This window comes from Streptomyces sp. CNZ301 (assembly GCF_004217425.1).
This window is the reverse complement of sequence record NZ_SHLG01000002.1, coordinates 135,597-157,997: the sequence shown is the minus strand read 5'-3', so window position 1 is coordinate 157,997 and position 22,401 is coordinate 135,597. Positions and strand designations below refer to the sequence as shown.

General features: G+C 68.9%; 23 protein-coding genes. 5 read left to right on the top strand and 18 right to left on the bottom strand.

What is annotated here, in order from left to right:
- Positions 1-79: 79 nt before the first annotated feature.
- From EV375_RS24890 to EV375_RS24875, 4 genes are all read right to left on the bottom strand, one after another.
- Positions 80-1,759: a sodium/solute symporter gene (locus EV375_RS24890; RefSeq protein WP_130302198.1), complete on the bottom strand. Its 1,680-nt coding sequence runs from the start codon at positions 1,757-1,759 to the stop codon at positions 80-82.
- Complete coding sequence (locus EV375_RS24885) at positions 1,756-2,130, bottom strand: DUF485 domain-containing protein (RefSeq protein ID WP_207228440.1); 375 nt, start codon at positions 2,128-2,130, stop codon at positions 1,756-1,758. The genes EV375_RS24890 and EV375_RS24885 overlap by 4 nt, the downstream gene beginning before the upstream one ends.
- Before the next feature lie 679 nt (positions 2,131-2,809).
- A complete protein-coding gene (locus tag EV375_RS29465; protein ID WP_207228438.1) occupies positions 2,810-3,265 on the bottom strand; it encodes a DUF6069 family protein in 456 nt (151 codons plus the stop codon).
- A gap of 298 nt (positions 3,266-3,563) precedes the next feature.
- Positions 3,564-4,562 (bottom strand): RNA polymerase subunit sigma-70, encoded by a 999-nt coding sequence (locus EV375_RS24875; RefSeq protein ID WP_130302197.1) that lies wholly within the window; start codon positions 4,560-4,562, stop codon positions 3,564-3,566.
- Positions 4,563-4,979: 417 nt separating this feature from the next.
- On the opposite strand from EV375_RS24875, the gene EV375_RS29950 reads away from it, so the two are divergent.
- On the top strand, positions 4,980-5,195 hold the full coding sequence (locus EV375_RS29950; RefSeq protein ID WP_486588790.1) for a DUF6596 domain-containing protein: 216 nt from the start codon (positions 4,980-4,982) through the stop codon (positions 5,193-5,195).
- 195 nt (positions 5,196-5,390) lie between these two features.
- On the opposite strand, the gene EV375_RS24865 is transcribed toward EV375_RS29950, so the two are convergent.
- Entirely contained in the window at positions 5,391-6,224 is an 834-nt protein-coding gene (locus tag EV375_RS24865; RefSeq protein ID WP_130302196.1) for a PIG-L family deacetylase, read from the bottom strand.
- 432 nt (positions 6,225-6,656) lie between these two features.
- Here EV375_RS24865 and EV375_RS24860 point away from each other — a divergent pair, with 432 nt between their 5' ends.
- Complete coding sequence (locus EV375_RS24860) at positions 6,657-7,094, top strand: VOC family protein (RefSeq protein ID WP_130302852.1); 438 nt, start codon at positions 6,657-6,659, stop codon at positions 7,092-7,094.
- Between the two features lie 202 nt (positions 7,095-7,296).
- On the top strand, positions 7,297-7,947 hold the full coding sequence (locus EV375_RS24855) for a GyrI-like domain-containing protein (protein WP_130302195.1): 651 nt from the start codon (positions 7,297-7,299) through the stop codon (positions 7,945-7,947).
- 824 nt (positions 7,948-8,771) lie between these two features.
- Here the strand turns inward: EV375_RS24855 and EV375_RS24850 are convergent.
- Positions 8,772-9,782 carry a hypothetical protein gene (locus tag EV375_RS24850; RefSeq protein ID WP_130302851.1) on the bottom strand — a complete coding sequence of 337 codons (1,011 nt, stop codon included), beginning with the start codon at positions 9,780-9,782 and terminating at the stop codon, positions 8,772-8,774.
- A gap of 116 nt (positions 9,783-9,898) precedes the next feature.
- On the opposite strand from EV375_RS24850, the gene EV375_RS24845 reads away from it, so the two are divergent.
- Complete coding sequence (locus EV375_RS24845) at positions 9,899-10,555, top strand: TetR/AcrR family transcriptional regulator (RefSeq protein ID WP_130302194.1); 657 nt, start codon at positions 9,899-9,901, stop codon at positions 10,553-10,555.
- A 457-nt stretch (positions 10,556-11,012) separates the two neighbouring features.
- Here EV375_RS24845 and EV375_RS24840 read toward each other — a convergent pair whose 3' ends face one another.
- Both EV375_RS24840 and EV375_RS24835 read right to left on the bottom strand, forming a co-directional pair.
- A complete protein-coding gene (locus EV375_RS24840; protein ID WP_130302193.1) occupies positions 11,013-11,783 on the bottom strand; it encodes a GAF and ANTAR domain-containing protein in 771 nt (256 codons plus the stop codon).
- Positions 11,784-11,867: 84 nt separating this feature from the next.
- The gene (locus EV375_RS24835) at positions 11,868-12,506 is read right to left on the bottom strand and encodes an ANTAR domain-containing protein (RefSeq protein WP_165434843.1); all 639 of its coding nucleotides are present in this window, start codon (positions 12,504-12,506) and stop codon (positions 11,868-11,870) included.
- Positions 12,507-13,600: 1,094 nt separating this feature from the next.
- Here EV375_RS24835 and EV375_RS24830 point away from each other — a divergent pair.
- Positions 13,601-14,065: a CBS domain-containing protein gene (locus tag EV375_RS24830; protein ID WP_165434842.1), complete on the top strand. Its 465-nt coding sequence runs from the start codon at positions 13,601-13,603 to the stop codon at positions 14,063-14,065.
- 15 nt (positions 14,066-14,080) lie between these two features.
- On the opposite strand, the gene EV375_RS24825 is transcribed toward EV375_RS24830, so the two are convergent.
- Genes EV375_RS24825 through EV375_RS29945 form a run of 10 tightly spaced genes read right to left on the bottom strand, consistent with a single transcriptional unit; the run spans position 14,081 to position 21,663 of the window.
- A complete protein-coding gene (locus tag EV375_RS24825) occupies positions 14,081-15,763 on the bottom strand; it encodes a Na(+)/H(+) antiporter subunit D (RefSeq protein WP_130302190.1) in 1,683 nt (560 codons plus the stop codon).
- Entirely contained in the window at positions 15,753-16,070 is a 318-nt protein-coding gene (locus EV375_RS24820; protein ID WP_130302189.1) for a hypothetical protein, read from the bottom strand. Before EV375_RS24820 ends, EV375_RS24825 begins: the two co-directional genes overlap by 11 nt.
- Positions 16,067-17,545 (bottom strand): proton-conducting transporter transmembrane domain-containing protein, encoded by a 1,479-nt coding sequence (locus EV375_RS24815; RefSeq protein ID WP_207228436.1) that lies wholly within the window; start codon positions 17,543-17,545, stop codon positions 16,067-16,069. The genes EV375_RS24820 and EV375_RS24815 overlap by 4 nt, the downstream gene beginning before the upstream one ends.
- Entirely contained in the window at positions 17,542-19,017 is a 1,476-nt protein-coding gene (locus EV375_RS24810) for a monovalent cation/H+ antiporter subunit D family protein (protein ID WP_130302187.1), read from the bottom strand. The genes EV375_RS24815 and EV375_RS24810 overlap by 4 nt, the downstream gene beginning before the upstream one ends.
- The gene (locus tag EV375_RS24805; RefSeq protein ID WP_207228434.1) at positions 19,014-19,430 is read right to left on the bottom strand and encodes a cation:proton antiporter subunit C; all 417 of its coding nucleotides are present in this window, start codon (positions 19,428-19,430) and stop codon (positions 19,014-19,016) included. Before EV375_RS24805 ends, EV375_RS24810 begins: the two co-directional genes overlap by 4 nt.
- Positions 19,427-20,419: a DUF4040 domain-containing protein gene (locus EV375_RS24800; RefSeq protein ID WP_130302186.1), complete on the bottom strand. Its 993-nt coding sequence runs from the start codon at positions 20,417-20,419 to the stop codon at positions 19,427-19,429. Before EV375_RS24800 ends, EV375_RS24805 begins: the two co-directional genes overlap by 4 nt.
- A complete protein-coding gene (gene mnhG, locus EV375_RS24795; protein WP_165434867.1) occupies positions 20,419-20,730 on the bottom strand; it encodes a monovalent cation/H(+) antiporter subunit G in 312 nt (103 codons plus the stop codon). The genes EV375_RS24800 and mnhG overlap by 1 nt, the downstream gene beginning before the upstream one ends.
- Before the next feature lie 5 nt (positions 20,731-20,735).
- A complete protein-coding gene (locus tag EV375_RS24790; RefSeq protein WP_130302185.1) occupies positions 20,736-21,011 on the bottom strand; it encodes a monovalent cation/H+ antiporter complex subunit F in 276 nt (91 codons plus the stop codon).
- Entirely contained in the window at positions 21,011-21,544 is a 534-nt protein-coding gene (locus EV375_RS24785; protein ID WP_130302184.1) for a Na+/H+ antiporter subunit E, read from the bottom strand. The genes EV375_RS24790 and EV375_RS24785 overlap by 1 nt, the downstream gene beginning before the upstream one ends.
- Positions 21,541-21,663: a hypothetical protein gene (locus tag EV375_RS29945; RefSeq protein WP_486588789.1), complete on the bottom strand. Its 123-nt coding sequence runs from the start codon at positions 21,661-21,663 to the stop codon at positions 21,541-21,543. Before EV375_RS29945 ends, EV375_RS24785 begins: the two co-directional genes overlap by 4 nt.
- Positions 21,664-22,401: the final 738 nt, after the last annotated feature.

Genomic DNA, 22,401 nt, shown 5'->3' with positions numbered 1-22,401 from the left:
CGGGGCGCCGGCGTGGAGGGAGTGGCGCCATCCGGAGGTGGTCCGCCGTCGGACCCGGGCGTGGGTCGGTGCCGGCCCGTCAGTGCTGGGAGGCCCGTTCGGCGCCCGCACCGGTCAGGGCCCGCACCTGGAGCTGCGCGAAGCGGCGCGGGTCGTTCTCCCTGGACATCAGGGTTCCGACGATCGCGCAGAGGAGACCCAGCGGGATCGAGACCAGACCCGGGTTGGCCAGCGGGAACCAGCTGAAGTCGGCGCCTGTGACCAGCGCCGTCTCCGAGCCGGAGACCACCGGCGAGAAGATGACCAGGCCCACGGAGCTCACCAGGCCGCCGTAGATTCCGGCCACCGCGCCCTGGGTGTTGAACCGCTTCCAGAAGAGGCTCAGCAGCAGGGTGGGGAGGTTGGCGGAAGCCGCGATGGCGAATGCCAGCGCCACCAGGAAGGCGACGTTGAGGCTCTGGGCGAAGATCGCCAGGACGATCGCCGCGGCGCCCACCCCGAAGGCGGCCAGCCGGGCAACCTTGACCTCCTCCTGGTCGGTCGCCTTCCCCCGGCGGAGCACGCTGTTGTAGAAGTCGTGCGCCAGCGAGGACGAGGAGGCGATGGTCAGGCCCGCCACCGTGGAGAGGATGGCGGCGAAGGCCACCGCCGCGATGACGGCCAGCATGATCGCGGCCAGTCCGGAACCGCCGAAGTGGTCGCCCGCCGCCTCGGCCAGCTGGGGGGCCGCCGTGTTCCCGGCGGGGTCCTGCTTGGTGATCGCGTCCTTGCCGACCAGCGCCGCCGCACCGAAGCCCAGCACCAGGGTCATCAGGTAGAACGAGCCGATCAGGCCGATGCCCCAGTTCACTGACTTACGGGCGGTCTTCGAGTCCGGCACCGTGTAGAAGCGGATCAAGATGTGCGGAAGGCCCGCGGTACCCAGGACCAGCGCCAGCCCCAGGCTGATCATGTCAAGCTTGTTCCAGAGCGTCTGCAGTGCGTCACCGGGCACCTCGGTGCCGAACCTGAGCCCCGGTTCCAGGAACGCCTGGCCGACCCCGCTGGTTTTCGCCGCGTCGCCCATCAGTTCGCCGAAGTTGAATCCGTAGATCGCCAGCACCATGACGGTGAGCAGGAACGCGCCGCCCATGAGCATGCCGGCCTTGATGATCTGCACCCAGGTGGTGCCCTTCATCCCGCCGAAGGTGACGTAGACGATCATCAGGATTCCTACGACGACGATGCCCGCGACCTTGGCCGTGGCCGCGTCCATGCCCAGGTAGGTCTCGCCGGGCCGGATGCCCAGCAGCAGCGCTATCAGCGCGCCCGCACCGACCATCTGGGCCAGCAGGTAGAAGACGGACACCGTGATCGTGGAGACCGCGGCGGCCGTACGTACCGGGCGCTGCCGCATCCGGTACGACAGCACGTCGGCCATGGTGAACCGGCCGGAGTTGCGCAGCAGTTCCGCCACCAGCAGAAGCGCCACCAGCCAGGCCACCAGGAAGCCGATGGAGTACAGGAAGCCGTCGTAACCGAAGAGCGAGATCATGCCCGCGATGCCCAGGAAGGACGCCGCCGACATGTAGTCGCTGCCGATGGCGAAGCCGTTCTGCATGCCGGTGAAACCGCGGCCGCCGGAGTGGAAGTCGGTGGCCGAGCGGGTCTGCCTGCTCGCCCACACAGTCACCCCCAGGGTCACTGCGATCATCGCCAGGAAGAGCACCACGGTCCAGGTGCGGCCGGTTGACTCGGTCGCCTGCGCAAGGAAGTTCATGCCCGCACCCCCTCGTCGCCGTCACCGGTGCCGTCCAGTTCGCCGCGGAGCTGCCCGGCCAGCGGGTCCAGCCGGCGGGCGGCGTACCGGGAGTAGAGGACGGCGATGCCGAAGGTGGAGGCGAACTGCAGTAGTCCGAGGACGAGCGCCAGGTTGACCTGGCCGAAGAGCACGGTGGACATCGCGTCCCGCATGTAGGCGGACATCAGGACGTACAGCAGGTACCACGCGAAGAACGCGACGCTCATGGGCAGGACGAAGGTCGCGAGCCGGCGCCTGAGGTCCTGGAAGCGCGGATCGCTGTGCATCGCGACCGTGTGCTCCACCGCCTCCCCGGGGGAGCGTGGCGGTGCGGGGGGCTGGGTCGACATCTGCGCCTCCTCGTCGTCAAATGGGCGACTTGGGCCCATGGAATGGAGGCAACGTAGGCAGCGGCACCCCCGCGGGGAAGCGGCGCACAGCGCCGTGCGGCGAACGTGTCGGGTACGCGACGAACGGTCGGGGACCGTGCGACGGGCGGCCCATATCGGCGCCCAGCGGTCGTCGCACCGGCCGGGCGGCCTTCTGCCGGGGAACGGGCCGGGGTGGGGGCAGGCGCTGACCCTCACTCAGTGGGCGGGCCCCGCTCCCGTGGCGAGCGCCCGACGGGTGAGTGGCACGCGCGGCCGCGTCTCAGGCTGTGCGCCGGGCCACCAACCGTCAGAGGGAGGTGACCTCGGTCGCGCGGGCGGCAGTCAAGAGGCACCCCGGTATCGGATGCAGGGTGTGGTGACATCTTGACCTGCCCGTGCATCAGGTCAATACAACTGGGCCCGGGTCGGCCACGCCCGGCGTGAACAACCCGAGGGCGCACCGCTGGAGGGTCTGGTGTTCTGCTTGCCGCGGCGGCTCCCCGCTGCGTGCCCAAGGTTGAAATGCGCCGGCGAGGCGCGGAGATCGGCCTGCCCAGGATCGCTCTGCACGACCTGCGGCACACCGCCGCCTCGATCATGATCAGCTCGCGGGTGCCGCTGGCCCTGGTCTCCAAGACCCTGCGTCACTGCGGGAACGTCAATCGGTCCGGGTGCGGAGGCTCCGCGCCAGGGTGGGGATCATTACCGTCGCAGGAACGAGGTGCAGCCCGAGCAGAACGGTGGTGCTGGCGGTGTCTGCCGCGGAGAGGAGGGGCGGGACCAAGGAGATCGCGGTCAGCGGCACGGCCGTCCACACGAATCGCTCGGCAGGGCGAGCGCTCCAGCGAAGAAGAGCGGCGGCGATGACGATGCCCACGACGGAGAAGAAGCCGGTCACGACGGCGAAGCCGGGCAGCGGGATCGTCTCGCCACCATCGGGGACTTCGAAGTCGACGCCGACGGCCTGGGCGAGCGCAGCGGCGAGGGTGGTGGCCACCGTCGCAGCGAGCGTGGCAATGAAGCCGGTGCCGGCGAGCCCGCGCAGGCGGAGGGTGTGGCTGGCCCGCACCGTCGCCGGGCCTGCTACGACCCTGTCGTCGTTCATGCTGTTCATGTCGGTCCTCCATATTCGGTAACCGGCGTACGGGGTGGGTTGACTGGCATGTGACGGTCCTGGCCTGAGGGTGACGACGAGCACTCTCGCCGTGTGACGGCCGGGGTTCCGCAGGGCGCGGACGCCGGTGCCGCGGAGCCAGAACCCGGCGTCGCGTCCGAGGACCGGACCGGGCTCGCCGTCGCGCGGCTCCAGCTGAACCCGCCCGCGCGTGACGACGCCGAACGCGGGTCCCACCACTCCTCCGCGACCACCGCGATACGCGCGCCACCGCGCAGCGCGAGCGTCCGCACCGGGACTACTCCGTGCCCTCCGGCGGCAGGCGCTCCGGCAGCCCGAGCCGCGGGAACCGGTCGGCGTGGAAGGTGACGATCTCGGTGATCGCACCGCCGGTGACGCGCAGGACGTCGATCGTCAGAGGCAGGTACGCGCCCTCGTCCTTCCGCCAGAGGTAGAAGGCGACAGCGGGCTGCCGGTTCACGGAGGTTCGGACGGCGCGCAGCCCCGCCATGCCCTCGAAGCCGTCCTCGACCCAGCTGTTCACGACCGTGTCGCGGCCGATGTACAGGCCCGGGGTGGGCGGCATCGAGAAGCGGACGTCGTCGCGCAGCATCGAGGCGAGCGCCGGGATGTCCGTGGCCACGCTGGCGTCGGTGAAGCGGCGCACCAACTCGCGCGTCCCACTGTCCTCGTCGCCGCCGGTCCAGTCCTGCCGTTCGGCGGGCAGGTGCTCCCGCATGCCGGCGCGGGCCCGCTGCAGCGCGCTGTTCACGGAGTTGACGGAGTTCCCGAGGAGCTCCGCGACGTCCTTCGCCGGCCAGCCGAGCACGTCCCGCAGGATCAGCACGGCCCGCGGGCGCGGCGCGAGGTGCTGGACCGCGACCAGGTACGCCAGCTCGATCGTCTCCCGCGCGACGGCGACGGTCTCCGGCTCGTCGGCGTCACCCGCGGGCAACTCGTCGAGCAGCCGGTCCGGGTAGGGCTGAAGCCACAGCACCTCTCCACCGGTCGCGGGCTCCGGGCGGCGCTTGGCCAGCAGGTCCAGGCAGGCGTTGGTGGCGATCCGGTACAGCCAGGCCCGGAAGGTCGACCGCCCCTCGAAAGTCTCCCGCCGCCGCCAGGCACGAAGGAACGTCTCCTGCACGGTGTCCTCGGCGTCCTCGAACGACCCGAGCATCCGGTAGCAGTGCACGTGCAGCTCCCGCCGGTGCCGCTCCGCCAGCCCCGAGAACGCCGCCTCGCCGACCTCGCCCAGCCCGCTCACGCCCAGCTCCTCCAGCCGCGTGTCCGCACTCATCACGTCATCCTTCCGCCTCGTCGCATCCCGTCGTAGGTGTGACGGGTACGGGCGCGACAACTCATCACCAGGGCCGGTCGGCCCGACTGTGCAGCCGTACACAGACGGAACCCGGTTGCCCGCCGCCGGGGCGGAGGTCCGTCGAGGTCTGTTCGCGGTGGCGTCACCTCAAGGCCCCCGGTCGGTTGCGTCGATCCAGGCATGACCGGTGGCGTCCCAGGAGCGGTGTAAAACGGCTCGGGGAGCAGGCTCCTCGGTGATGTTGCGCGGCGGCTGTGACGGCCTTGGTGATCGTCTCCAGCGTGATGGGCGGGTGCCCCAGCTGGCGGGCGAAGCAAGCATCAAGACGGCCGGAGCGAGCCAGCTTCGACCTGCCGCCGTCGGCGGAGCAGGCGGAGCGGCTCGGCGTCGCGCTCCATGTGGTCTACCTCGTCCTCAACGAGGGCTACACGGCCACGGTCGGGCCCGCAGCTGTTGCGGGCCGAGCTGACGGCCGAGGCCATCCGGCCGGCCCGCGAGCTCCATCGACCGGTCCCCGGCGACGGCGAGGTGGCCGGGCTCCTGGGACTTCCGCCGCTGATCGACGCCCGCCGCCAGGCCCGCAGGCCCCGGACGGGGCCCCGGTGCCGCTGAGCGAGCAGGACCGGACGCTCTGGAACACCAAAGCCATCGCCGAGGGCGTGGCCCTCTCTCAACCGGAACGAAGATCCGGTGCAGTCACCTCACCACCTCGGGAGGCGGCTCGGGCTTCCGCTATGGGGGGTGCGTGGCCTCCTCGATCGCGCCGTGCGGCCGATGAACTTCCCGGGCTCCGGTCGGACGGGCGGATCAGCGCAGTCCGGCGAAGAGGTCGTTCTCGGGTACGGCCGCGCCTGTGGCGTCCTTGACTCGTACGAAGGTCTCCATGCCCATCAACTCGCCGAACCTCTCCTTGCCCATCTTGAGGAAGAAGATGTTCTCGCCCTGACTGGCGTGCGCGGCCAGCGCATCGAACTTCTGGCTGCTGAACGCGGTGGTGTCCACCCACGTGGTGATCTCAGCGTCGGGGAGGCCGATCTCGGCCATCGCGGCGGCCTCGGCGGGATCCGGCTCCGGCATGTCCTCATGGAACTCGCGCATGGTCTCCTCGAACCGCTGCATCATCGAGCGGGGCATCGTCGTCCAGTACGTCTTCGGCGTCAGCGCGGTCATCTCCAGCGCCGCCATCGTGATGCGGTGGGCCTGGATGTGGTCGGGGTGGCCGTAGAAGCCGTTCTCGTCGTAGGTGACGACCACGTCGGGGCGGTAGTGCTGCATGAGTTCCGCAAGTCGGGCGGCGCCTTCCTCCACGGGGGTCTGCCAGAAGGATCCGGGGGCGTCGTTGCTCGGCCAGCCCGTCATCCCGGAGTCGGCGTAGTCCAGCATCTCCAGATCGCTGACCTTCAGGACGTCGCAGCTCGCCCTGAGTTCTTGACGGCGCATCAGGGCAACGGCCGCCGGATCGTGCTCGGGATCGCCCGGCTTGGCACCCCCCGGTCCGTCACCGCAACCGCCGTCGGTACACGTCACGAGAACCGTGCGGATGCCCTCCGCCGCGTACCGCGCCAGGACCCCTCCGGTTCCGGTGGCCTCGTCGTCGGGGTGGGCGTGTACTGCCATGAGCGTCAAGGGCCGGTCAGTCACGAAACAGTCCTCCTGCAGAAGTACATCTCGGTCCGAGTGAGCGGCGGGCGTGCCGCTGTCCCGGGGCCGGGATCCTGGTCGGGCGGACGACCTCGTGGTCTCCGTGTTCCCTGCCCGTGCGGCGCCGGCCCTCGGTGGATGCAACCGTGCCGACTGGCCCGGCTGTTCCCGGCGCGGAAGGAGATCCACTCGTGGCCTCCATGGACCTTCGGCTCGTACGGCTCCGGGGGCGTGCGGCGGCACGATCCCCTTGACTGCCTGCAGGCCATCCGGTCCGCACGGCCCGAGGCGCGTAACCGGGTCTGGTCGCCGGCGGGCAAACACGCTCCGGACGCCGGTGGACAGGTCACGGTTGTCCTCGACAGTGCCCCGGTACTCGACCGCGTCCTTGCCCGCAGCACCCGATCGGCCCGGCTCGGTAGCATGCAACGCATGGCCATCAAACTTGAGAACGTCGGCATCGCCGTTCGCGACCTCGAAGCGACGATCTCCTTTTTCACCGACCTGGGCCTCACGGTCGTCGGCCGTGACACGGTCAGTGGTGAGTGGACCGACACCGCCGTCGGCCTGGATGGCAATCACGCCAACATCGCGATGCTCCAGACGCCGGACGGTCACGGTCGCCTTGAGCTTTTCGAGTACATCCACCCCGAAGCGATCGAGTCGGAGCCCACTCGTCCCAACGAGATCGGCATGCATCGCGTCGCCTTCTCAGTCGACGACATCGACAAAGCCCTCGAGGCAGCCGCAAAGCACGGATGCCGTCCGCTTCGCGGTGTGGCGTCTTACGAGGACGTCTACAAGCTCACGTACCTCCGAGGTCCCAGCGGCATCCTTGTGATGCTCGCCGAGGAGCTGAAGAAGAACTGACGGCGCTCGCCGCCCGGAGCGCACCGATGGACGTGATCCGTTCGACGTGCGCTGCGCGAACATGAATCCGGGCCGTCTGTGCGAGCGATATCGTCGACCCGTCTCCTGAGCTCTGCAGGCCCTGCGGTGGGCGTGGAGCCGTACGCACTGGGCCTCCTGGAGGCAGGAAGGGCGTGGCTCACCGCCCGAGCCCAGGTATCCGATGACTGAAAAGATCGACTTCAAGAAGACCCTTGACAGCTACCGGGCGAAACGAGGCGAGTTCCGGGTCGTACACCTGCCCGCCATGCGGTATCTGATGGTTGACGGCCACGGCGATCCGAACACCTCACCGGCCTTTGTCGAGGCGCTCGGCGCGCTGTATCCGGTGGCGTACAAGTTGAAGTTCGCCAGCAAGCTGGATCTCGGCCGGGACTACGTCGTCCCGCCCTTGGAGGGGTTGTGGTGGGCCGAGGACATGGACGCCTTCACGGCTTCGCGTGACAAGTCCCGGTGGGACTGGACGATGATGCTCCTGGTCCCTGACTGGATTGACCAGGGCATGTTCCGAAGTGCCGTCGAGCGGGCCGGAGCCAAGGCCCCACCCATCCGTCTCGGCGACGTCCGCCTTGAGAGTCTGTCCGAGGGGCAGTGCGTGCAGACGCTCCACATCGGTTCGTTCGACGACGAAGCCGCGGTCCTCGAGCGCATGCACCACGAGTTCATCCCCGACAACGGCCTTCGTATGGACGGCAAACACCACGAGATCTACCTCAGCGACTTCCGCAAAGTCGCCCCTGAGCGCCTGCGCACCATCCTCAGGCAGCCCGTTCTTCCCCGAACGGCAGCGGCCACCGCCCGAGCTCAAGAATGACCACGTTCTTCGACGAGTTCGACCTCGAAGTCATCGGTCAGCGTCTCGAACCGGATCGCGCCGTGCTGACATGCCGGGGCGCTGGGGCCGACCACTGATGTCGTCGCTGCGGATGGGGAGGCACATCGCGGACACCGTCGTTCGGCAACAGGCACACGCATCGCTTGGGTTGGCGCACCTCGTCCCTGGAGGTCGGTGCGCGCCGCGACCGGTGCACCGGCTGGGGCACGTGTGGCGCCCAGACACCAGCCCCGCGGCTGAGCCGCGGGGCCATTTGGGCCCGGCGCCGACTGCGTCGGGGCGCAAACCTCAGCCTGCATTGGGGCACCACAGTCCGGACCTCACTTCTGCATCCCGGGCCGGCCTGAACGCGGAGCGTGCAACTGAGGGACATGGCCGGTCTGTTCGCCAAGCTTTCCTCGTGCCGACCACGGTGCGCCGCCTCGCAGCCCTGCCCCCGCCTGAACTGCCACAGCAACCCCGGACGAGAAGCAGACGCCGACGGTCGCTGCCCGGCCGACAGCTGCCCACGGAGGAGCCGCCGTCCGGCGTCCTGCACGTGACAGGCTGCCAGGCGCAAACCCAAGTCCGAGACATGGGTCGGTCCCTTCACCGTCGGCGTACTGCGCGAAGCCCGCAACTGCTCGCGAAAGCCCTGCCGTTCGGCGGTCGTTCGGTACGTACACGAGGGCGCCTCGCCAGAGGCGGCGTGGGACCGGGCCTCATCCGGCTTGGCTCAAGCCCATGTGGTTACGTCGTTGCTCACCACTGTCGACATGCTCGTCAACCGCAGTGTTGGCCGTGGTCACTGTGCGCGGGGCCTGTCACCTCCGATACCGCTGCGCCACTGCCGTGAAGGCGGCTTTGGGCTCCCACTCCATGTCGGGGTAGGTCTGCCCCCGGCGCCCTTCGAGGAGTTTGACGATGCCCAGGCCGGCCCGGTCCAAGTCGTTTCTGGGGTCGCCGTCAGGGCGGTGCGGGTAGCCAGGCAAGGCGAACAAGAACACGAACGCGCTGTCCACGCCCTCGGTCTCGAAAATCTCCAGCAGGTCACTCAGATAAGCGGCCTGGCCGGCCTCGTCCCGCTCGTATATGCCGTTCAGCCGTAGAGGGGCCCTGGTCTCCGGGTCGTACTCGACCACGTCCAGCACCCGCCCGCCGCGGTCTCCCGCGCCGCAGTAGGCCGCCGTGCCGAACCCGGTGATGGCCAGCGGCTTCGGGCCTTGGGCCAGGGTGCGCACCGCGTCCCGGAACCGGTCGGCGACCTCGGCGGAGCGGATCAGCTCGAACGTCACAATGTCGAAGGGAGTCCAGTCGACCTGCTCGAACTGGATGGATGCATAAGTGAGCTTTCCTTGGAAGCGCGCGCGGATCGTGTCCGCGGCGTCGCGGAGGAATGCGTTGATGCGCACGCCGAGTTCGTGCATTGCTTCGGCCCGCCGCTCGGGTCGGCTCATCAGCTGCTCGACCCGCTCCTCGGGGCTCTCTCCGGGCAGGAACCCGCGGTTCATCACGCTCAGTTCGACCCCTGCGACGAACACGACTGTGGCCCCCTGCTGCCGGAGCCGTTCCGCTCGCTCGGCGCAGTCGCGGAAGAGCGTGTGGATCTGCTCCGTTTCCAGCTCCAGCGGATACGGGGAGAACCAGACCTCCATGCCGAGCTCGGCGGCGGCACCTGCGGCCAGCTCCAGTCGGTCCGGGTCGCCGCCGATGATCTGGACCGCGTTGCAGTGCAGGTCGTCGCGGATGACGGCGAGTTCACGCCGGACCACCGCAGGGTCGTAGTGCTCGCGGGACATCTGGCCGTGCACGACGAATCCGGTGTCGTAGGTCATTCCTCTTGCTCGCATGGTGACGTCCTCTCTGCCGGTCTCGGGAGGGTCGAGACTGACAAGAAAAGTGCGTGTGCGCAAGTTTGCGTGCACGCAGCTCCGCGTGGGACGCTGGCACCGTGACGACACGACCACCAGGGCTGAGGGAACGAAAGAAGCAGGCCACACGCGAGGCGCTACGCGAGGCGGCCCTGCGCCTGGCCGTGGAGCGCGGACCGGACCAGGTACGGGTCGAGGACATCGCCGAGGCGGCCGGGGTCTCGCCGCGCACCTACAACAACTACTTCGCCAGCCGCGAGCAGGCGATCGTCTCCGCTGTCACCGCGGACCGGGAGGCGCGGATCGCGGCAGCGGTCGCGGCCCGGCCCGCTGGAGTGCGCCTGGCTGACGCCGTCACCGAAGCGGTGGTCGAGCAGTACACCAACGCCGGTGAGCGCGTACACGAGGCCCTGCTGCTGATCACCACCCGGACCGCGCTGCGCGACGCGTTCCTCGATACCACCGCCGGCATCGAGCCCCCTCTTGCGGCGGTTATCGCCGAGCGCCTGGGTGACGCCGGAGCGCACACGGCCCGCGTCCTCGCGGCGAGTGTGGCGGCGGCGGTTCGCATCGCATTGGAAGGTTGGCTCAAACCGGCCGGGAACGCAGGGGCCGCCGGGAGGTTCGCCGCCGGAGGACTGGTCGTGCCCTCCGGCTCACTGTCCGACCAACTCTGCGCGGCGCTGGCCCCGCTCGCGCCCGCGTTCGACGCCGCCGAGCGGTACACCCAGAGTTGAAGCCGACCCAACTGGGGCGTCCGCCGGACAAACAGTAGATCCGGAACATGGCGATGCACCTGCCGCCGTCATCATCGTCAGCCGGCTCAACATAGATGACGCCTTGTCAGGGCGCGGTCTGCGAGAGCGGATCGTGCGCTGACACGGCCGGACACAAAAGAAGGCCCACTGACCTGGAGATCCGCTCTCCGTCAGCGGGCCTCTCACGCTGTCGGGACGGCGGGAGTTGAACCCACGACCCCTCGACCCACAGAACATCGGGGTAGGGGTTCCCGCAGCTCACGACGAATGTGGCGCACATGTGGCCGTTCCAGTGAGCTGCCGGTGTTCGGGAACGCGCATACCGTGTGGTCCCAGATCGGTCCCGGGCGTTCACGAGGGATGCCCGGGAACGGTGTGAGTTTTCTGAGGCGGATTCCAGGGCGCAGCACGTGAGCCCACCCGTTCACGCGAGGGCTCAGTGCGCGCTGGGCGGCGGTGCGTTGGTGTTGGTGGTCGTCTCCTCTGATGGACTGCCGCCCGCCACAACGGAGAGCAGCGCTTGGTCGCCCTCCGCGATCCGGCGCGCGATGACGGACAGTTGCTCGTGGTGGGCTCGTGCGTGATCCCGGATCACCCTGAACGCCTCATCCATCGGCACCTGGAGCCGCGCGGACAGTACTCCCTTGGCCTGCTCGATCGTGACCCTGCTGGTCAGGGCGTTGTGCAGCTGGCCTGCAAGGATCTCGCCCTCCCGCAGACTGCGCTGGGACAGGATGCTGAGGGTGGAGATGTCGGCCAGTGCCTGACCTACGTGCAGGTCGGCATCGCTCAGCGTGCGGGACTCGCTGTGGAAGAGGTTGAGGGTGCCGATGATTTCGCCGCGCAGGCGCATCGGGAGTGCGTGGAGCGAGGCGAAGCCGGCTTCGCGTGCAGCCTCCCTGAGACGTGGCCAGTTCGGGGTGTCAAGGTCTGCGTTGATCACCGGCTGCCCCGTCCTGAAACACTCCAGGCTGGGCCCGGCCTCGGTCTGCGACTCGAAGACGTCCAGGGTCCGGGCATGCTCCGAAGAGGCCGCGGCCGACCGCAGCCGGCCATGCTGATCGCCGAGCATGAGTCCGGCGGCCTGCACATCGAGCAGTTCGACGCAGCGGTGGGTCAGGGTGTGCAGGAGGTCCATGACGTCGAAGTCATCGACAAGAGTGTCCGCCAACTCCACGAACACCGTGACCAGTTGTTGTTCACGCATCGTGAGTCTTCCTCCAGCCGCCGCCTGCCGCCGGGCGGTGCGAGTAGCCGCGTTTGTCCATTGTCCGGTGTGAATCCAGGTTCGTCATCGGTGGTCGTTGAAGTCCAGTCGCTTCGCCACGACGTCCGCAGCGACCTCGTCAATGGGACGGTTGGTGCCGAAGGCGTGTCCCCGCAAGCGGACCAGCGCCTCGTCCACACCGACGCCCAGTTGTGCAGCGATCATCCCGGTGGCCTGGTGCACGGAGGTACGCAGGACGACGAACTCGCCGTCAAGGCCCAGACGTAGCAGCAGTGAGGTCAGCGTGTCGGCCAGGACCAGAACGTCACCGATCTGCTCCGTGCTCATGGAGCCTGGCGAATCGCGATGCAGCTCCAGTACACCGAGACCGATCGCCCCGATTCGCAGCGGGAATGCGAACACCGCGCGCACCCCCAGTTCGCCGGCCGCGCTGGCGAAGCCCGGCCAGCGGGGTATCGGCATTTCGACCAGATCCGGTTCGAGCACGAGAACTCCGTGACGTGCGGCGTCGACGGACGGGCCCTCTCCCAGCGTCAACTGGAGGTTCCCCAAGGCGGCGTTCGTCGCCCCATCGGACCAGATGCTCTCGGCAATTCCCGCCGTTGTGGTGACGACCGCGCCAAGGCCGCTGACGCCCGCCACGGTTGCTACCTGCTCAGCCAGCAGCGCGGTCAGATCGCCGTTCGAGGTGATCTGTCCCAAGACTGCCATCATCCGCTCACTGGCCACTATCGCTCGTCCCTCGCCGAGTTCCGGGTTGTGCCTCGTCGTCCCGGCCTTGATGTACCGGGCCCTCGAGGGGCCACGTGCAGCAACGGCTCCCGCGAAGCACGTTGCCACTCTGTGTGGGCTTGGCTGTTCTGTGCGCCAGTGATCTTGGCCGTCACGCGACGGCACGACGGTCCGATACAAGCCACATTACTATCCCGGCGCGCGACCCAAGTGGGCCGGCTTGACTCCTCAGAGCAATGGCGCTAGCCGCTCGATCAGGACTGATGCAGTGCACGCATGGTCCTTCCTCCGAACTGAGGCAGCGCTCAGCGTCACCCCGCAAGGGCAGGACGACGGTGGCCCGAAGTCGTCCCACAGTCCTCGAAGAATGCCGCCTGCGCATCGCTGGGCCAGGCAGCACACTGGGAACGACAAAAGCCCGCTGACCTGGAGAGCAGCGCGCTGCCCCCGACCCCGTCTCGGAAGAATCCGGCGCGGGCGGCCACGAACGTGGCGTTGTGACGAGGCGGCGGTGGTGCAGGACAGCACCCATGGGGGTGCCGATCCTCCCGGAGATGTAGTGGATCTGCGGCGGCAACAGGGTCCGCCCGTGGCAGCGGTTCGCGGCGGTGCCGCACTCGGCGAGCCATCCGGTGAAGGAGGAGATCCCTCGCGTAGGCGGGGAAGCCCGGGCTGTATCCGTTCCACCGCCGTGGCCATCTCCGTCTCACGGAAGGAGTCGGTGCAGGAGTCCTACGGCGTCGGTCTGGGGACGTGTGCTGGAGTTCGGCGCCGCGCAGTGGGGTTGACGGTGACGAGGACGGGCCCGGCGAGTGCGGCGCCGTACTGGAGGGGGCCCACTCGGGGATGTTGGGGCCCAGACGGCGATGTGCTCGCCCCAGGGCGAACCGTGCGGCCAGCCAGGACGCGGCGTGCTCGGCGTCGTCCAGGAGCTGGGCGCAGGTCCAGGTGCGATCGCGAACCATCCCTTGACCCAAAGCAGGCAGCGCTTTTACGTTCATTTTGCCATGGGTAGGCAAGAGGTGGCCCTCCGCCACGGACCCGAGGACCGACCGGGAGTCTCCATGCGCGCACGTGACCTTGCCGAGCCCTATCCCTCGATCGGCCTGGGGGACCCCCTCACCGCCGCTGCCGATCTCCTGGTGGAGCAGCGGCTGCCGGCCCTGCTGGTGCTCGACCCGTTCGGGCTTCCGGTCGGCGTGCTGCGAGCTGAGCAGCTGATCGACGCCTGCCTGCCGCGCTATCTCATACAGGACCCGCTGCTCGCTCAGATCATCGACGAGAGGTACGCCGACCGGCTGCGCGTGGCGCCCGAGCAGTTGGTGTCCGACTGTCTGCGACTGGGCAGCCCCAAGCCGTTCTGGGTCACCCCGAACTGCACCGTCGTGGAGATCGCCGAGCTGATGGCGCGCACCGGCTCCCCGGTCGTGGCGGTGATGGACACGAACACCGACGGCACGCCCCAGCTCGTCGGGGCGGTCACTGCCACCCGGCTCGTGGAGCGGCTGCGGCAGGTCACGCCCGCGTGACAAGCCCGCCGGGGGCTACAGCAAGGCCAGCAGGAGCACGCCGCCCAGCAGCAGCACCGCCCACCAGACCATCGAGTGGGTCGGCCACGGTGCGATGACCCTGCCGTTCACCGACGATCGGACCGTCGTCTCCCACAGGGACGTGGCGCTGTGGCGCAGTGGCGTGCCCACGGTCCGGCGTAGTCGGGGCACGGCTCGGATCAGGGCGTGCCAGGCGGAGGGGAGGGCGCGGCGGTAGACCGCGTCGGCGTCGAGGTTCACCGAGCGGATTTCCGGGGGGTAGAGGCCGGTGCGGACCAGCAGCGTGAAGGCCATCGAGGCGAGCAGCAGTAGTTGCAGTTGGTTGATCACGTGGGGCGTCGTGTAAGGCGCGTAGTCCATGGTGTGCGGCAGGAGCTCGTAGAAGAGGTCCGGCGCCACCCCGATGCCTACGCAGAGGACAGCGGCCATTGTCATCGCGATGCGCATGTTCAGCGGGGCCTCGGAAACCCGGAAGCCCCGGTCGTGGGCGAAGAAGGCGAAGTAGGGGATCTTGATGCCGGCGTGGTGGAACACGCCGGCGGAGGCGAACAACAGCAGGAGCCAGGCCACGGTTTGGTGTTCCTGGCCGACCGCCTCCATGATCAGCGACTTGGTGACGAAGCCGGAGAAGAGCGGGAACGCGGAGATGGACGCCGCACCGATCATGCACAGCACTGTTGTCTGCGGCATGGACTTGTAGAGGCCGCCGAGTTCGGAGCCCTTGACGGTGCCGGTACGCAGCAGCACGGCGCCCATGGCCATGAACAGCAGACTCTTGAACACCATGTCCGCCACAGCGTGCGCGCTCGCGCCGTTCACTCCGAGGGCGCCGCCGATCCCGACCCCCGCGACCATGAACCCCAGCTGGTTGATCATGCTGTACGCCAGCACGCGGCGCAGGTCGTTCTCGATCACGGCGTAGAAGATCGGGAACACGGTCATGAGCACGCCGACCCAGATCAGTATCTCGGTGCCCGGGAAGCCGCGGGCCAGCACGTAGACCGCGAGCTTCGTCGTGAACGGCGAGAGCGCCACCGTGCCGACGACCGTCGACTCCGGGTAGGTGTCGGTCAGCCACGCGTGCAGCAGAGGGAAGGCGCACTTGATGCCCACCGCGGCGAGGATCAGCGCGTCGCCGGGGCCGTTCAGCCCGAGATAGCTGAACTCCAGGCCGCCGCCCTCCTGGACCCGCAGTGCCGTTCCGGCCAGCAGCAGCAGGCCGGAGATCAGTTGCGCGACGAGGTATCGCATCCCCGCGCGATAGCTGCGCTCCGTACGCCCCGCCCAGATCAGGAAGGCCGACGACAGACCGGCGAGCTCCCAGAACACGAACAGCGTCAGGAGGTCGCCGGCCAGTGCGCCGCCGACCGCGGTGCCCGCGTACGCGAGTATCACTGCCTGCTGCAGGGAGTCCTTCAGGTGCAAGGCGTAGACCGAGGTCAGCAGCGCGGCGACCAGGAAGCCGGTGGCGAACAGCCGGGACAGGGCGTCCACCCGCACTGGTGTCAGCTCCAGTCCGAAGAAGGCGAAGGAGGCACTGGTGCCGTCGGGCAGCAGCCACAGCATGACCAAGCTCGCCACCGGCAGCGACAGGATCAGCACCTGGCGCAGCCGACCGCGCAGCCAGGGCACACCGGCTGCGCCGACGATCAGCAGGAGAGCGGGGCTAGTCATCATCGCGGTTCCGTCCCTGCAGTTCCTCGACGCCCTCGTCCCGTTCCGGCGGCTCGTAGTAGTCCTCCTCGCGCTGCAGCCACCTCCGCAGCCCCTTCGCCGCGAGCACCAAACCCACGCTGCCCGTGAAGCCGTAGAGGGCGTAGAAACCGGGCCAGTGCTCGACGGAGAAGTGCGGATGCTTGATGTAGAAGACGTCGGCGACCAGCGCCAGCACGCACAGGAATGCGAGGCCGTACACGATGCGAGTCACGTTGCGCGGATCGTCCAGCCAGCGTCGGTCGTCCTCGTCGCGGTGTTCGTCGTTCACGGCAGCTCCAGAGTCCCGGCCAGCGGATCGATCAGGGCCTGCGCACCGAAGAACAGCGCAACGCAGCCGAGCGCGGTGAGAACCAGTGGCACGGCCATGACGGGCGCCGCCTCACCGTTCGGCAGAGGGCCGCCTGGTGGCCGAAGGAACGCCCGCACCGCGATCGGCATCAGATACGCCACGGCGAGCAGCGAGCCCAGCAGCAGCACCGCGAGCGGCACGACCTGGTCAGCCTCGGCCGTGCCCAGCAGCATCAGCCACTTGCTCCAGGTGCCGCCCGTCGGCGGAAGGCCGATGATCGAGACCGACGCCGTCAGGAAGGCGGCGAACGTCCACGGCATGGTGCGGCCGAGCCCGTCGAGTTCACTGACCAGGGTCTTCCCGGCCGTGACGGCGATGGCCCCCGCGCACAGGAACAGGGTGATCTTGGCGGCCGCGTGGGTGACCATGTGCAGGGCGGCGCCCTCGGTCGCGACCTCGTCGGCCAGGGTGACGGCCAGCACGATGTAGGCGAGCTGGCTGACCGTGGAGTAGGCCAGCCGCCGCTTCAGGTTGTCGGACCGCACCGCGACCACCGCGGCGGCGATCAGCGTGAAGGCCGCCACCCAAGTCACCGGTCGCGCGGCACCGCTGTCCCGCAGGACGTCTAGGCCGAACACGTACACGGCGACCTTGAGGATCGTGAAGACGCCGGCCTTGACCACGGCCACCGCGTGCAGCAGCGCCGACACCGGGGCGGGGGCCACCATGGCCGCGGGCAGCCAGCGGTGCACCGGCATCAGCGCGGCCTTGCCGATGCCGAACACGTAGAGGGCGAACAGCAGGGTGAGCACCGCGGACCCGGCTTCGCCGGCCAGCAGGCCGCCAGGCCGGAAGTCGGTGGTGCCGGCCAGCACCCAGGTCCACACGATCGCGGGCAGCAGCAGCCCGATGGAGGTGGCCAGCAGCACCAGTGCGTAGGTGCGCGCGCCGCGCCGCGCCGCTCCGCTGCCGCTGTGGGCGACGAGGGGCCAGGTCACCAGGGTCATGACCTCGTAGCCGATGAGGAGCGTGATCAGGTTGCCCGACAGCGCGATCCAGATCGCGGAGGCGATCGTCAGCGCGAAGTAGGCGAAGAACCGGGCGTGGGCGGGCTCCCGCGCGGCCCGCAGATAGCCGGCCGTGTACACGGTGGTCACCGGCCAGAGCACGGCGGCGACCGAGGCGAACAGCAGCCCGAGCGGTTCGAGCGCGAACTCCAGCGACAGGCCGGGCAGCCACGTCCACAACTCGAAGCGCGGCCCGCGCTCCGCCGCCGGCCACAGCGAGAACACCGTGCCCGCCAGCGCGAGCCCGCAGATCACCGAGGTCACGTCTCGGGCGATCGGCCGGTCCCGCAGCAGCAGTACGGCGCCGCAGGCCAGCAGGGGAAGCGCCACCGTGACCGGCAATGCGGTGGCCTGGTCGGGGGAGGTCCAGCCGGTGAACACGTTCACCCACCTCCCGTTCCGAGCAGCGCCGAGGCCGCGGCGTCGGCGAGACGGTCCGGCAGCGTCGGGTCGATGCCGAAGTACAGCGACAGCAGGGTGAGGAACCACACCGCAGCGACCATCGACGCCGCAGGACGCGCGGGTGCGGCGCCCTCGGGCGGCTCGCGGAACCAGGCGATCTCGACGACCCGCCCGATGTAGAGCACGGCGAGCAGGGAGCTGGCCAGCAGCGCGCCGAGTACGAGCCACTGGTCCCGCTCGGCCAGCGCCGTCACCAGTGCCCATTTGCTGACGAATCCCGCAGTCGGCGGCACCCCGATCAGACCGAGGCCGCCCACCACGAACGCGGCGAATGTCCATGGCATACGTCGCCCGATCCCGGCCAGCGCCGACAGCTGAACCGAGCCGAGCCGCAACAGCAGCAGTCCGGCCGTCGCGAAGAGGGCCGCCTTGGTCACTGCGTGCGCCATCATCTGCAGATACGCCGCCGAGAGCCCGGCCGTGGTGGCCAGCGCGACCCCGGCCATGATGTAGCCGATCTGCGCGATGCTGGACCAGGCGAGCACGTACCGCAGATCGTTCTGCAGGCATGCGGCGGCTGACCCCATCAACATGGCGACGGCGGCCAGCAGCATGACTATCCGGTCGCCGGGCATCGAGTGGAACACAAGCGATGCGCCGAAGACGGTGAAGGCGAACCGGCACAGCACGTAGACCGCGACCTTGGTGCTGGAGGCGGCGATGAACGTGCTGACGACGGACGGTGCTTCCGCGTAGGCCGCCGGGAGCCAGGCGTGCAGCGGGAACAGGGCAATCTTGACCGCGAGGCCGACGAACACGAACACCACCGCGGCCTGCACCGCGCGGTTGCTGTCGCTGTCGCTCAGCCGCTGGGCCAGGTCGGCCATGTTCAGCGTGCCGGTGACCGCGTAGGCCAGACCGATGCCGATCAGCACGAACACCGCGCCGACACTGCCGATCACCAGGTACCGGAAGGCGGCCAGCAGCGCGCGCCTGCGCTGCCCCATGGCGATCATCGTGTACGTCGCCAGCGAGCTGATCTCCAGGAAGACGAACGCGTTGAACACGTCCCCGGTGATGGTCAGGCCAAGCAGCCCTGCGAGCGTGAGGCACAGGCAGGCGTAGAGCAGTGTGCCGCGCCGTGCGTCCATGTCGGCCACCACGCTGCGGTAGCCGTAGACCGCGGCGACCGTTGCGCTCAACGACACCAGCAGCAGGATCGGCGTACTGAAGTCGCCCACCACGAACTCGATGCCGGCCGGTACCGGCCAGCCGCCCATCCGGTACCGCACCGGGCCGTGGTCCGCCACCTGCTCGGCGAGCAGGGCGGCGCAGGTCAGCGAGAAAAGCGCGGCGGCGAGGAAGACCAGCCAGGCCGCCGTCCGGGAGCGCACGAGCACGCACAGCGGCGCACAAGCCAGCGGGATCGTCACTTGCAGCACGGGCAGCTGGGTCATGAACCGCTGCCGTGACGGTCGGTCTTGCGGAGACGGCCGGTGGCCTCAGGGTCGGTGCCGTCTGGACCGGCGGTGTTGTCGCCTGTTATCTCGTCCTCCTCGACGGTGCCGTACGCCTCGAAGATGCGTACGGCCAGGGCCAGCCCCACGGCGAGGGTGGCGACACCGACCACGATGGCGGTGAGGATCAGTACCTGGGGCAGTGGGTGCGAGTAGATCTTGACGTCGTCGGAGATGATCGACGCGCTGCCGCCCTGCCTCTTGCCTAGGCCGATGTAGAACAGGAAGACCCCGACCTGGAAAAGGGACAGACCGATCAGCTTCTTGAGCAGGTGGCCGTGGCTGATGACGATGTAGAGCCCGATCAGCATGACGGCGAAGAACGTCCAGTAGACGTAGTGCGTCGCGATCAACGGGAGACTCCTCGGGCGGCGAAGCTGAAGAAGATTGCCGTCATGACCGAGGCGACGGTGACGCCGATGGCCGTTTCGACCACCAGGATCCCGAGGTGCTGTCCGCTCTCGGGGTGGGCTGGGTCGAGGACGCCGTAGTCCAGGAACGAGCCACCGAGCAGCATCGTGGTCAGCCCGAGACCGACGTAGACCAGCAGACCGAGCGAGATCAGCAGCCACAGCGCGGCGCGGGGCACCACCTGCTGGGCCTTGTCCAGGCCGAACACCAGGCCGTAGAGCACGAAACCGCTCGCGAAGATCACGCCGGCCTGGAAGCCGCCGCCGGGGCCGTAGTCGCCGTGAAAGAGGACGTACAGCGCGAACAACAGGATGAACGGCATCAGCGTGCCGGTGACGACGCGGATGACACGGTAGTCGGCGAGGTGGAAGTCGGCGGGCGGTCGCACCTGCTCCGGCCGCGCGAGCGGACCGAGCAGCGAGAGTACGGCGAGGCCCGCGGTGAAGACGACGACCAGTTCGCCCAGGGTGTCGAGACCCCGGTAACTCGCCAGCACCGAGGTGACGGTGTTGGGGATGCCGATGTCCTCCTGGGACTCGTGCAGGTAGGTCTCAGTGATGGGGTGCCGGTGCACGGGGCTGTCCCCGGAGCCGAACTCGGGCAGGTCCAGGGCCGCGTAGGCGAGCACGCCGCCGGTCAGCAGGACGACGACCGCTCCGGGCAGGCGCCGTCGGCGTGGGGTGACTGCCTCCTGTGAGCGGGTCAGCGCGAGCCCGCCGAGAAGCAGTACCGTGCTGATGCCGACGCCGACAGCGGCCTCGGTGAACGCCACATCCACGGCGTCCAGCAGGACGAAGAGGCACGCGGTGACCAGGCTGAACAGGGCCGCCAGCATGGTGGCCCCGTACAGCGCGCGCATCCGCGTGATGGCGACGGCCGTCGCTGTGAGGATGACCAGCAGCACGGAGTGGGTGAGTACGAAGGTCGTCATCAGCGGCGCGGGTCACCCTCTCGCCATACGCGCACCCCGTCCCGGCGCGCGGCGTGCGCCACGATGTGCGTCGCGGTCGGGCTGGTCAGCGTCATGAAAAGCAGGATGATCACCAGACGGGTCCCGGTCTCCCACGCGGTCGTGCGCAGCAGCAGGCCGGTCAGGATCAGCCCGGCGCCGACGGGATCGGTGACGCCGACGGCGTGGATGCGGGTGTAGAAGTCGGGGAAGCGCAGCAGGCCCACCGCGCCGGAGACCAGGAACAAGGCACCGGCGACCAGCAGGATGCCACTCAGCACGTCGAGGAGCATCAGCGTCACTCGCCTCCCTTAGCGCCGCTCAGCAGTTCCTTGTAGTGCGTCAGCCTAAGGACGGCGACGGTGGCGACGAAGTTGACCAGTGCGTAGAGGATGCCGACGTCGAGGAACTCGGGGCGGCCGAAGAGGAAGCCGGCAACTGCGATGAACAGCACGGTCTTGGTGCCGAAGTTGTTGATGGCCAGGATGCGGTTGTACAGCCCGGGGCCCAGGAACGCGCGCAGCAGGGCGAGGACCATGGTGACGAGCAGCGCCACCATGACGGCGAGGATCATCAGCGCGCCTCCGTCCGCCGCACCCGGCTCAGCATGGCTCCCTCGCCGAGCGCGTCGATGTCGGCCGCCTTCAGGCTGTGCACCTCGATGCTGTCGTCATGTACGGCGAGCGAGAGCGTTCCCGGGGTCAGGGTGATCGAGTTCGCGTAGACCACCAGCGAGCGCTCCGACAGGTCGGCGGCCGGCGTGGACTCCACCACGGGACGCAGGTCCATACGCGGCGACCACACCTTCCGTACCACCGCACATGCTGCGATGAGCTCCTGTCCGACCAGCCACAGGAAGTAGCGCGGCAGGCGTACCGCGAAGGGGAGCGTCAGCCCGTAGCGGGCGAGACCGGACCGCCGGGTCAGCCAGCAGACCACGACCACCGAGACCGCGCCGAGTGTCAGCAGCAGCGGCTCGTAGTGCCCGGACAGAACCAACCAGAAGAGTGCCGGAACTGGCGCCAACCGCAGAAGGCTCCGGACGGCACCGGCCCGGGGGTGCCGTCCGCGCTCGACCAGTGGAGTCTCGCTGTTCGGCTGGGTCATGCGGCCCTCTCACGGTCGCCCTGGCCGAACGGCCGGGCGCAGGGGACGGCGGTCTGCCGGGCGAGCGCCCGCGCCGCGTCGTCCGCCGTGTCCCGTGTGTCGTGTGTCGTGTGTGCCATCGGGAGCGTACGGGAGGCCCGCCCGGGTCTCTTGATGAGTCGGGACGCATCCCCAGCTGCGGTGGCGGGCGGTTCGAGCAGACGGTTGACGGTGCGGACCCCGCGCCCGCCGCTTTCCTCCGGCTCGACCAGGACGCGCGGGCAGCACCGCCGGATCACCGGCTCGCAGAGTCGGACGACCGTCACCCGCGGCTGAGCCCTCGAAACCGGATCCACCACCTCACCGATCACATCGCCAACGCAGGCGCCTGTACGTGTCGAGGTGAGCCGATCGGCGTGCTCTTCGCCGATCACTCGGGCGGGGCGGGGTTCTTTCCGCGGGTAGCGCGCAGGCACCACTCGGAGCAGGTCCTCTGCCGTCGCACAGCCACCCACCTTGTCTCGTTCATCGGCGAGGACGGGACCGGGCAGAATGGGCCGGGCCACCAGCCGCACGGCGAACGGAGCGCCGTCATCCAGTTGTGCGGTCGGCAACGCCTCGTCCACACCGGCCGCATTCATGAAGTCTCTCCCAAACGGAACACCAACACGGACAGGCCCCAACAGGCTCCTGCCTCATCCTCCCGTAACGCGTTCGCGCTGGCCAACGGCCGAGGTGGACAATCAACTGCCTGTCTCTTTGCCGACCATCGGCAAAGAGGATCATTTGCGATGCTTCGGGTGCGCCTCTTGCTCTCCGTGACCGGTGGTGGTTCGTCACCGGACATTGCAAGCTGTCCCACGTGCCGCCGGATTAGG

What these genes read in the sequence shown, in the direction of transcription:
- EV375_RS24860 (WP_130302852.1), top strand. Translation starts at nt 6,657, where the DNA reads ATGGCCATCAAACTTGAGAACGTCGGCATCGCCGTTCGCGACCTCGAA.
- EV375_RS29945 (WP_486588789.1), bottom strand. Translation starts at nt 21,663, where the DNA reads ATGGCACACACGACACACGACACACGGGACACGGCGGACGACGCGGCG.
- EV375_RS24850 (WP_130302851.1), bottom strand. Translation starts at nt 9,782, where the DNA reads ATGACCTACGACACCGGATTCGTCGTGCACGGCCAGATGTCCCGCGAG.
- EV375_RS24885 (WP_207228440.1), bottom strand. Translation starts at nt 2,130, where the DNA reads ATGTCGACCCAGCCCCCCGCACCGCCACGCTCCCCCGGGGAGGCGGTG.
- EV375_RS24875 (WP_130302197.1), bottom strand. Translation starts at nt 4,562, where the DNA reads ATGAGTGCGGACACGCGGCTGGAGGAGCTGGGCGTGAGCGGGCTGGGC.
- EV375_RS24890 (WP_130302198.1), bottom strand. Translation starts at nt 1,759, where the DNA reads ATGAACTTCCTTGCGCAGGCGACCGAGTCAACCGGCCGCACCTGGACC.
- EV375_RS24825 (WP_130302190.1), bottom strand. Translation starts at nt 15,763, where the DNA reads ATGATGACTAGCCCCGCTCTCCTGCTGATCGTCGGCGCAGCCGGTGTG.
- EV375_RS24810 (WP_130302187.1), bottom strand. Translation starts at nt 19,017, where the DNA reads ATGACCCAGCTGCCCGTGCTGCAAGTGACGATCCCGCTGGCTTGTGCG.
- EV375_RS24800 (WP_130302186.1), bottom strand. Translation starts at nt 20,419, where the DNA reads ATGACGACCTTCGTACTCACCCACTCCGTGCTGCTGGTCATCCTCACA.
- mnhG (WP_165434867.1), bottom strand. Translation starts at nt 20,730, where the DNA reads ATGCTCCTCGACGTGCTGAGTGGCATCCTGCTGGTCGCCGGTGCCTTG.
- EV375_RS29950 (WP_486588790.1), top strand. Translation starts at nt 4,980, where the DNA reads ATGTGGTCTACCTCGTCCTCAACGAGGGCTACACGGCCACGGTCGGGC.
- EV375_RS24830 (WP_165434842.1), top strand. Translation starts at nt 13,601, where the DNA reads ATGCGCGCACGTGACCTTGCCGAGCCCTATCCCTCGATCGGCCTGGGG.
- EV375_RS29465 (WP_207228438.1), bottom strand. Translation starts at nt 3,265, where the DNA reads ATGAACAGCATGAACGACGACAGGGTCGTAGCAGGCCCGGCGACGGTG.
- EV375_RS24785 (WP_130302184.1), bottom strand. Translation starts at nt 21,544, where the DNA reads ATGACCCAGCCGAACAGCGAGACTCCACTGGTCGAGCGCGGACGGCAC.
- EV375_RS24790 (WP_130302185.1), bottom strand. Translation starts at nt 21,011, where the DNA reads ATGATCCTCGCCGTCATGGTGGCGCTGCTCGTCACCATGGTCCTCGCC.
- EV375_RS24840 (WP_130302193.1), bottom strand. Translation starts at nt 11,783, where the DNA reads ATGCGTGAACAACAACTGGTCACGGTGTTCGTGGAGTTGGCGGACACT.
- EV375_RS24855 (WP_130302195.1), top strand. Translation starts at nt 7,297, where the DNA reads ATGACTGAAAAGATCGACTTCAAGAAGACCCTTGACAGCTACCGGGCG.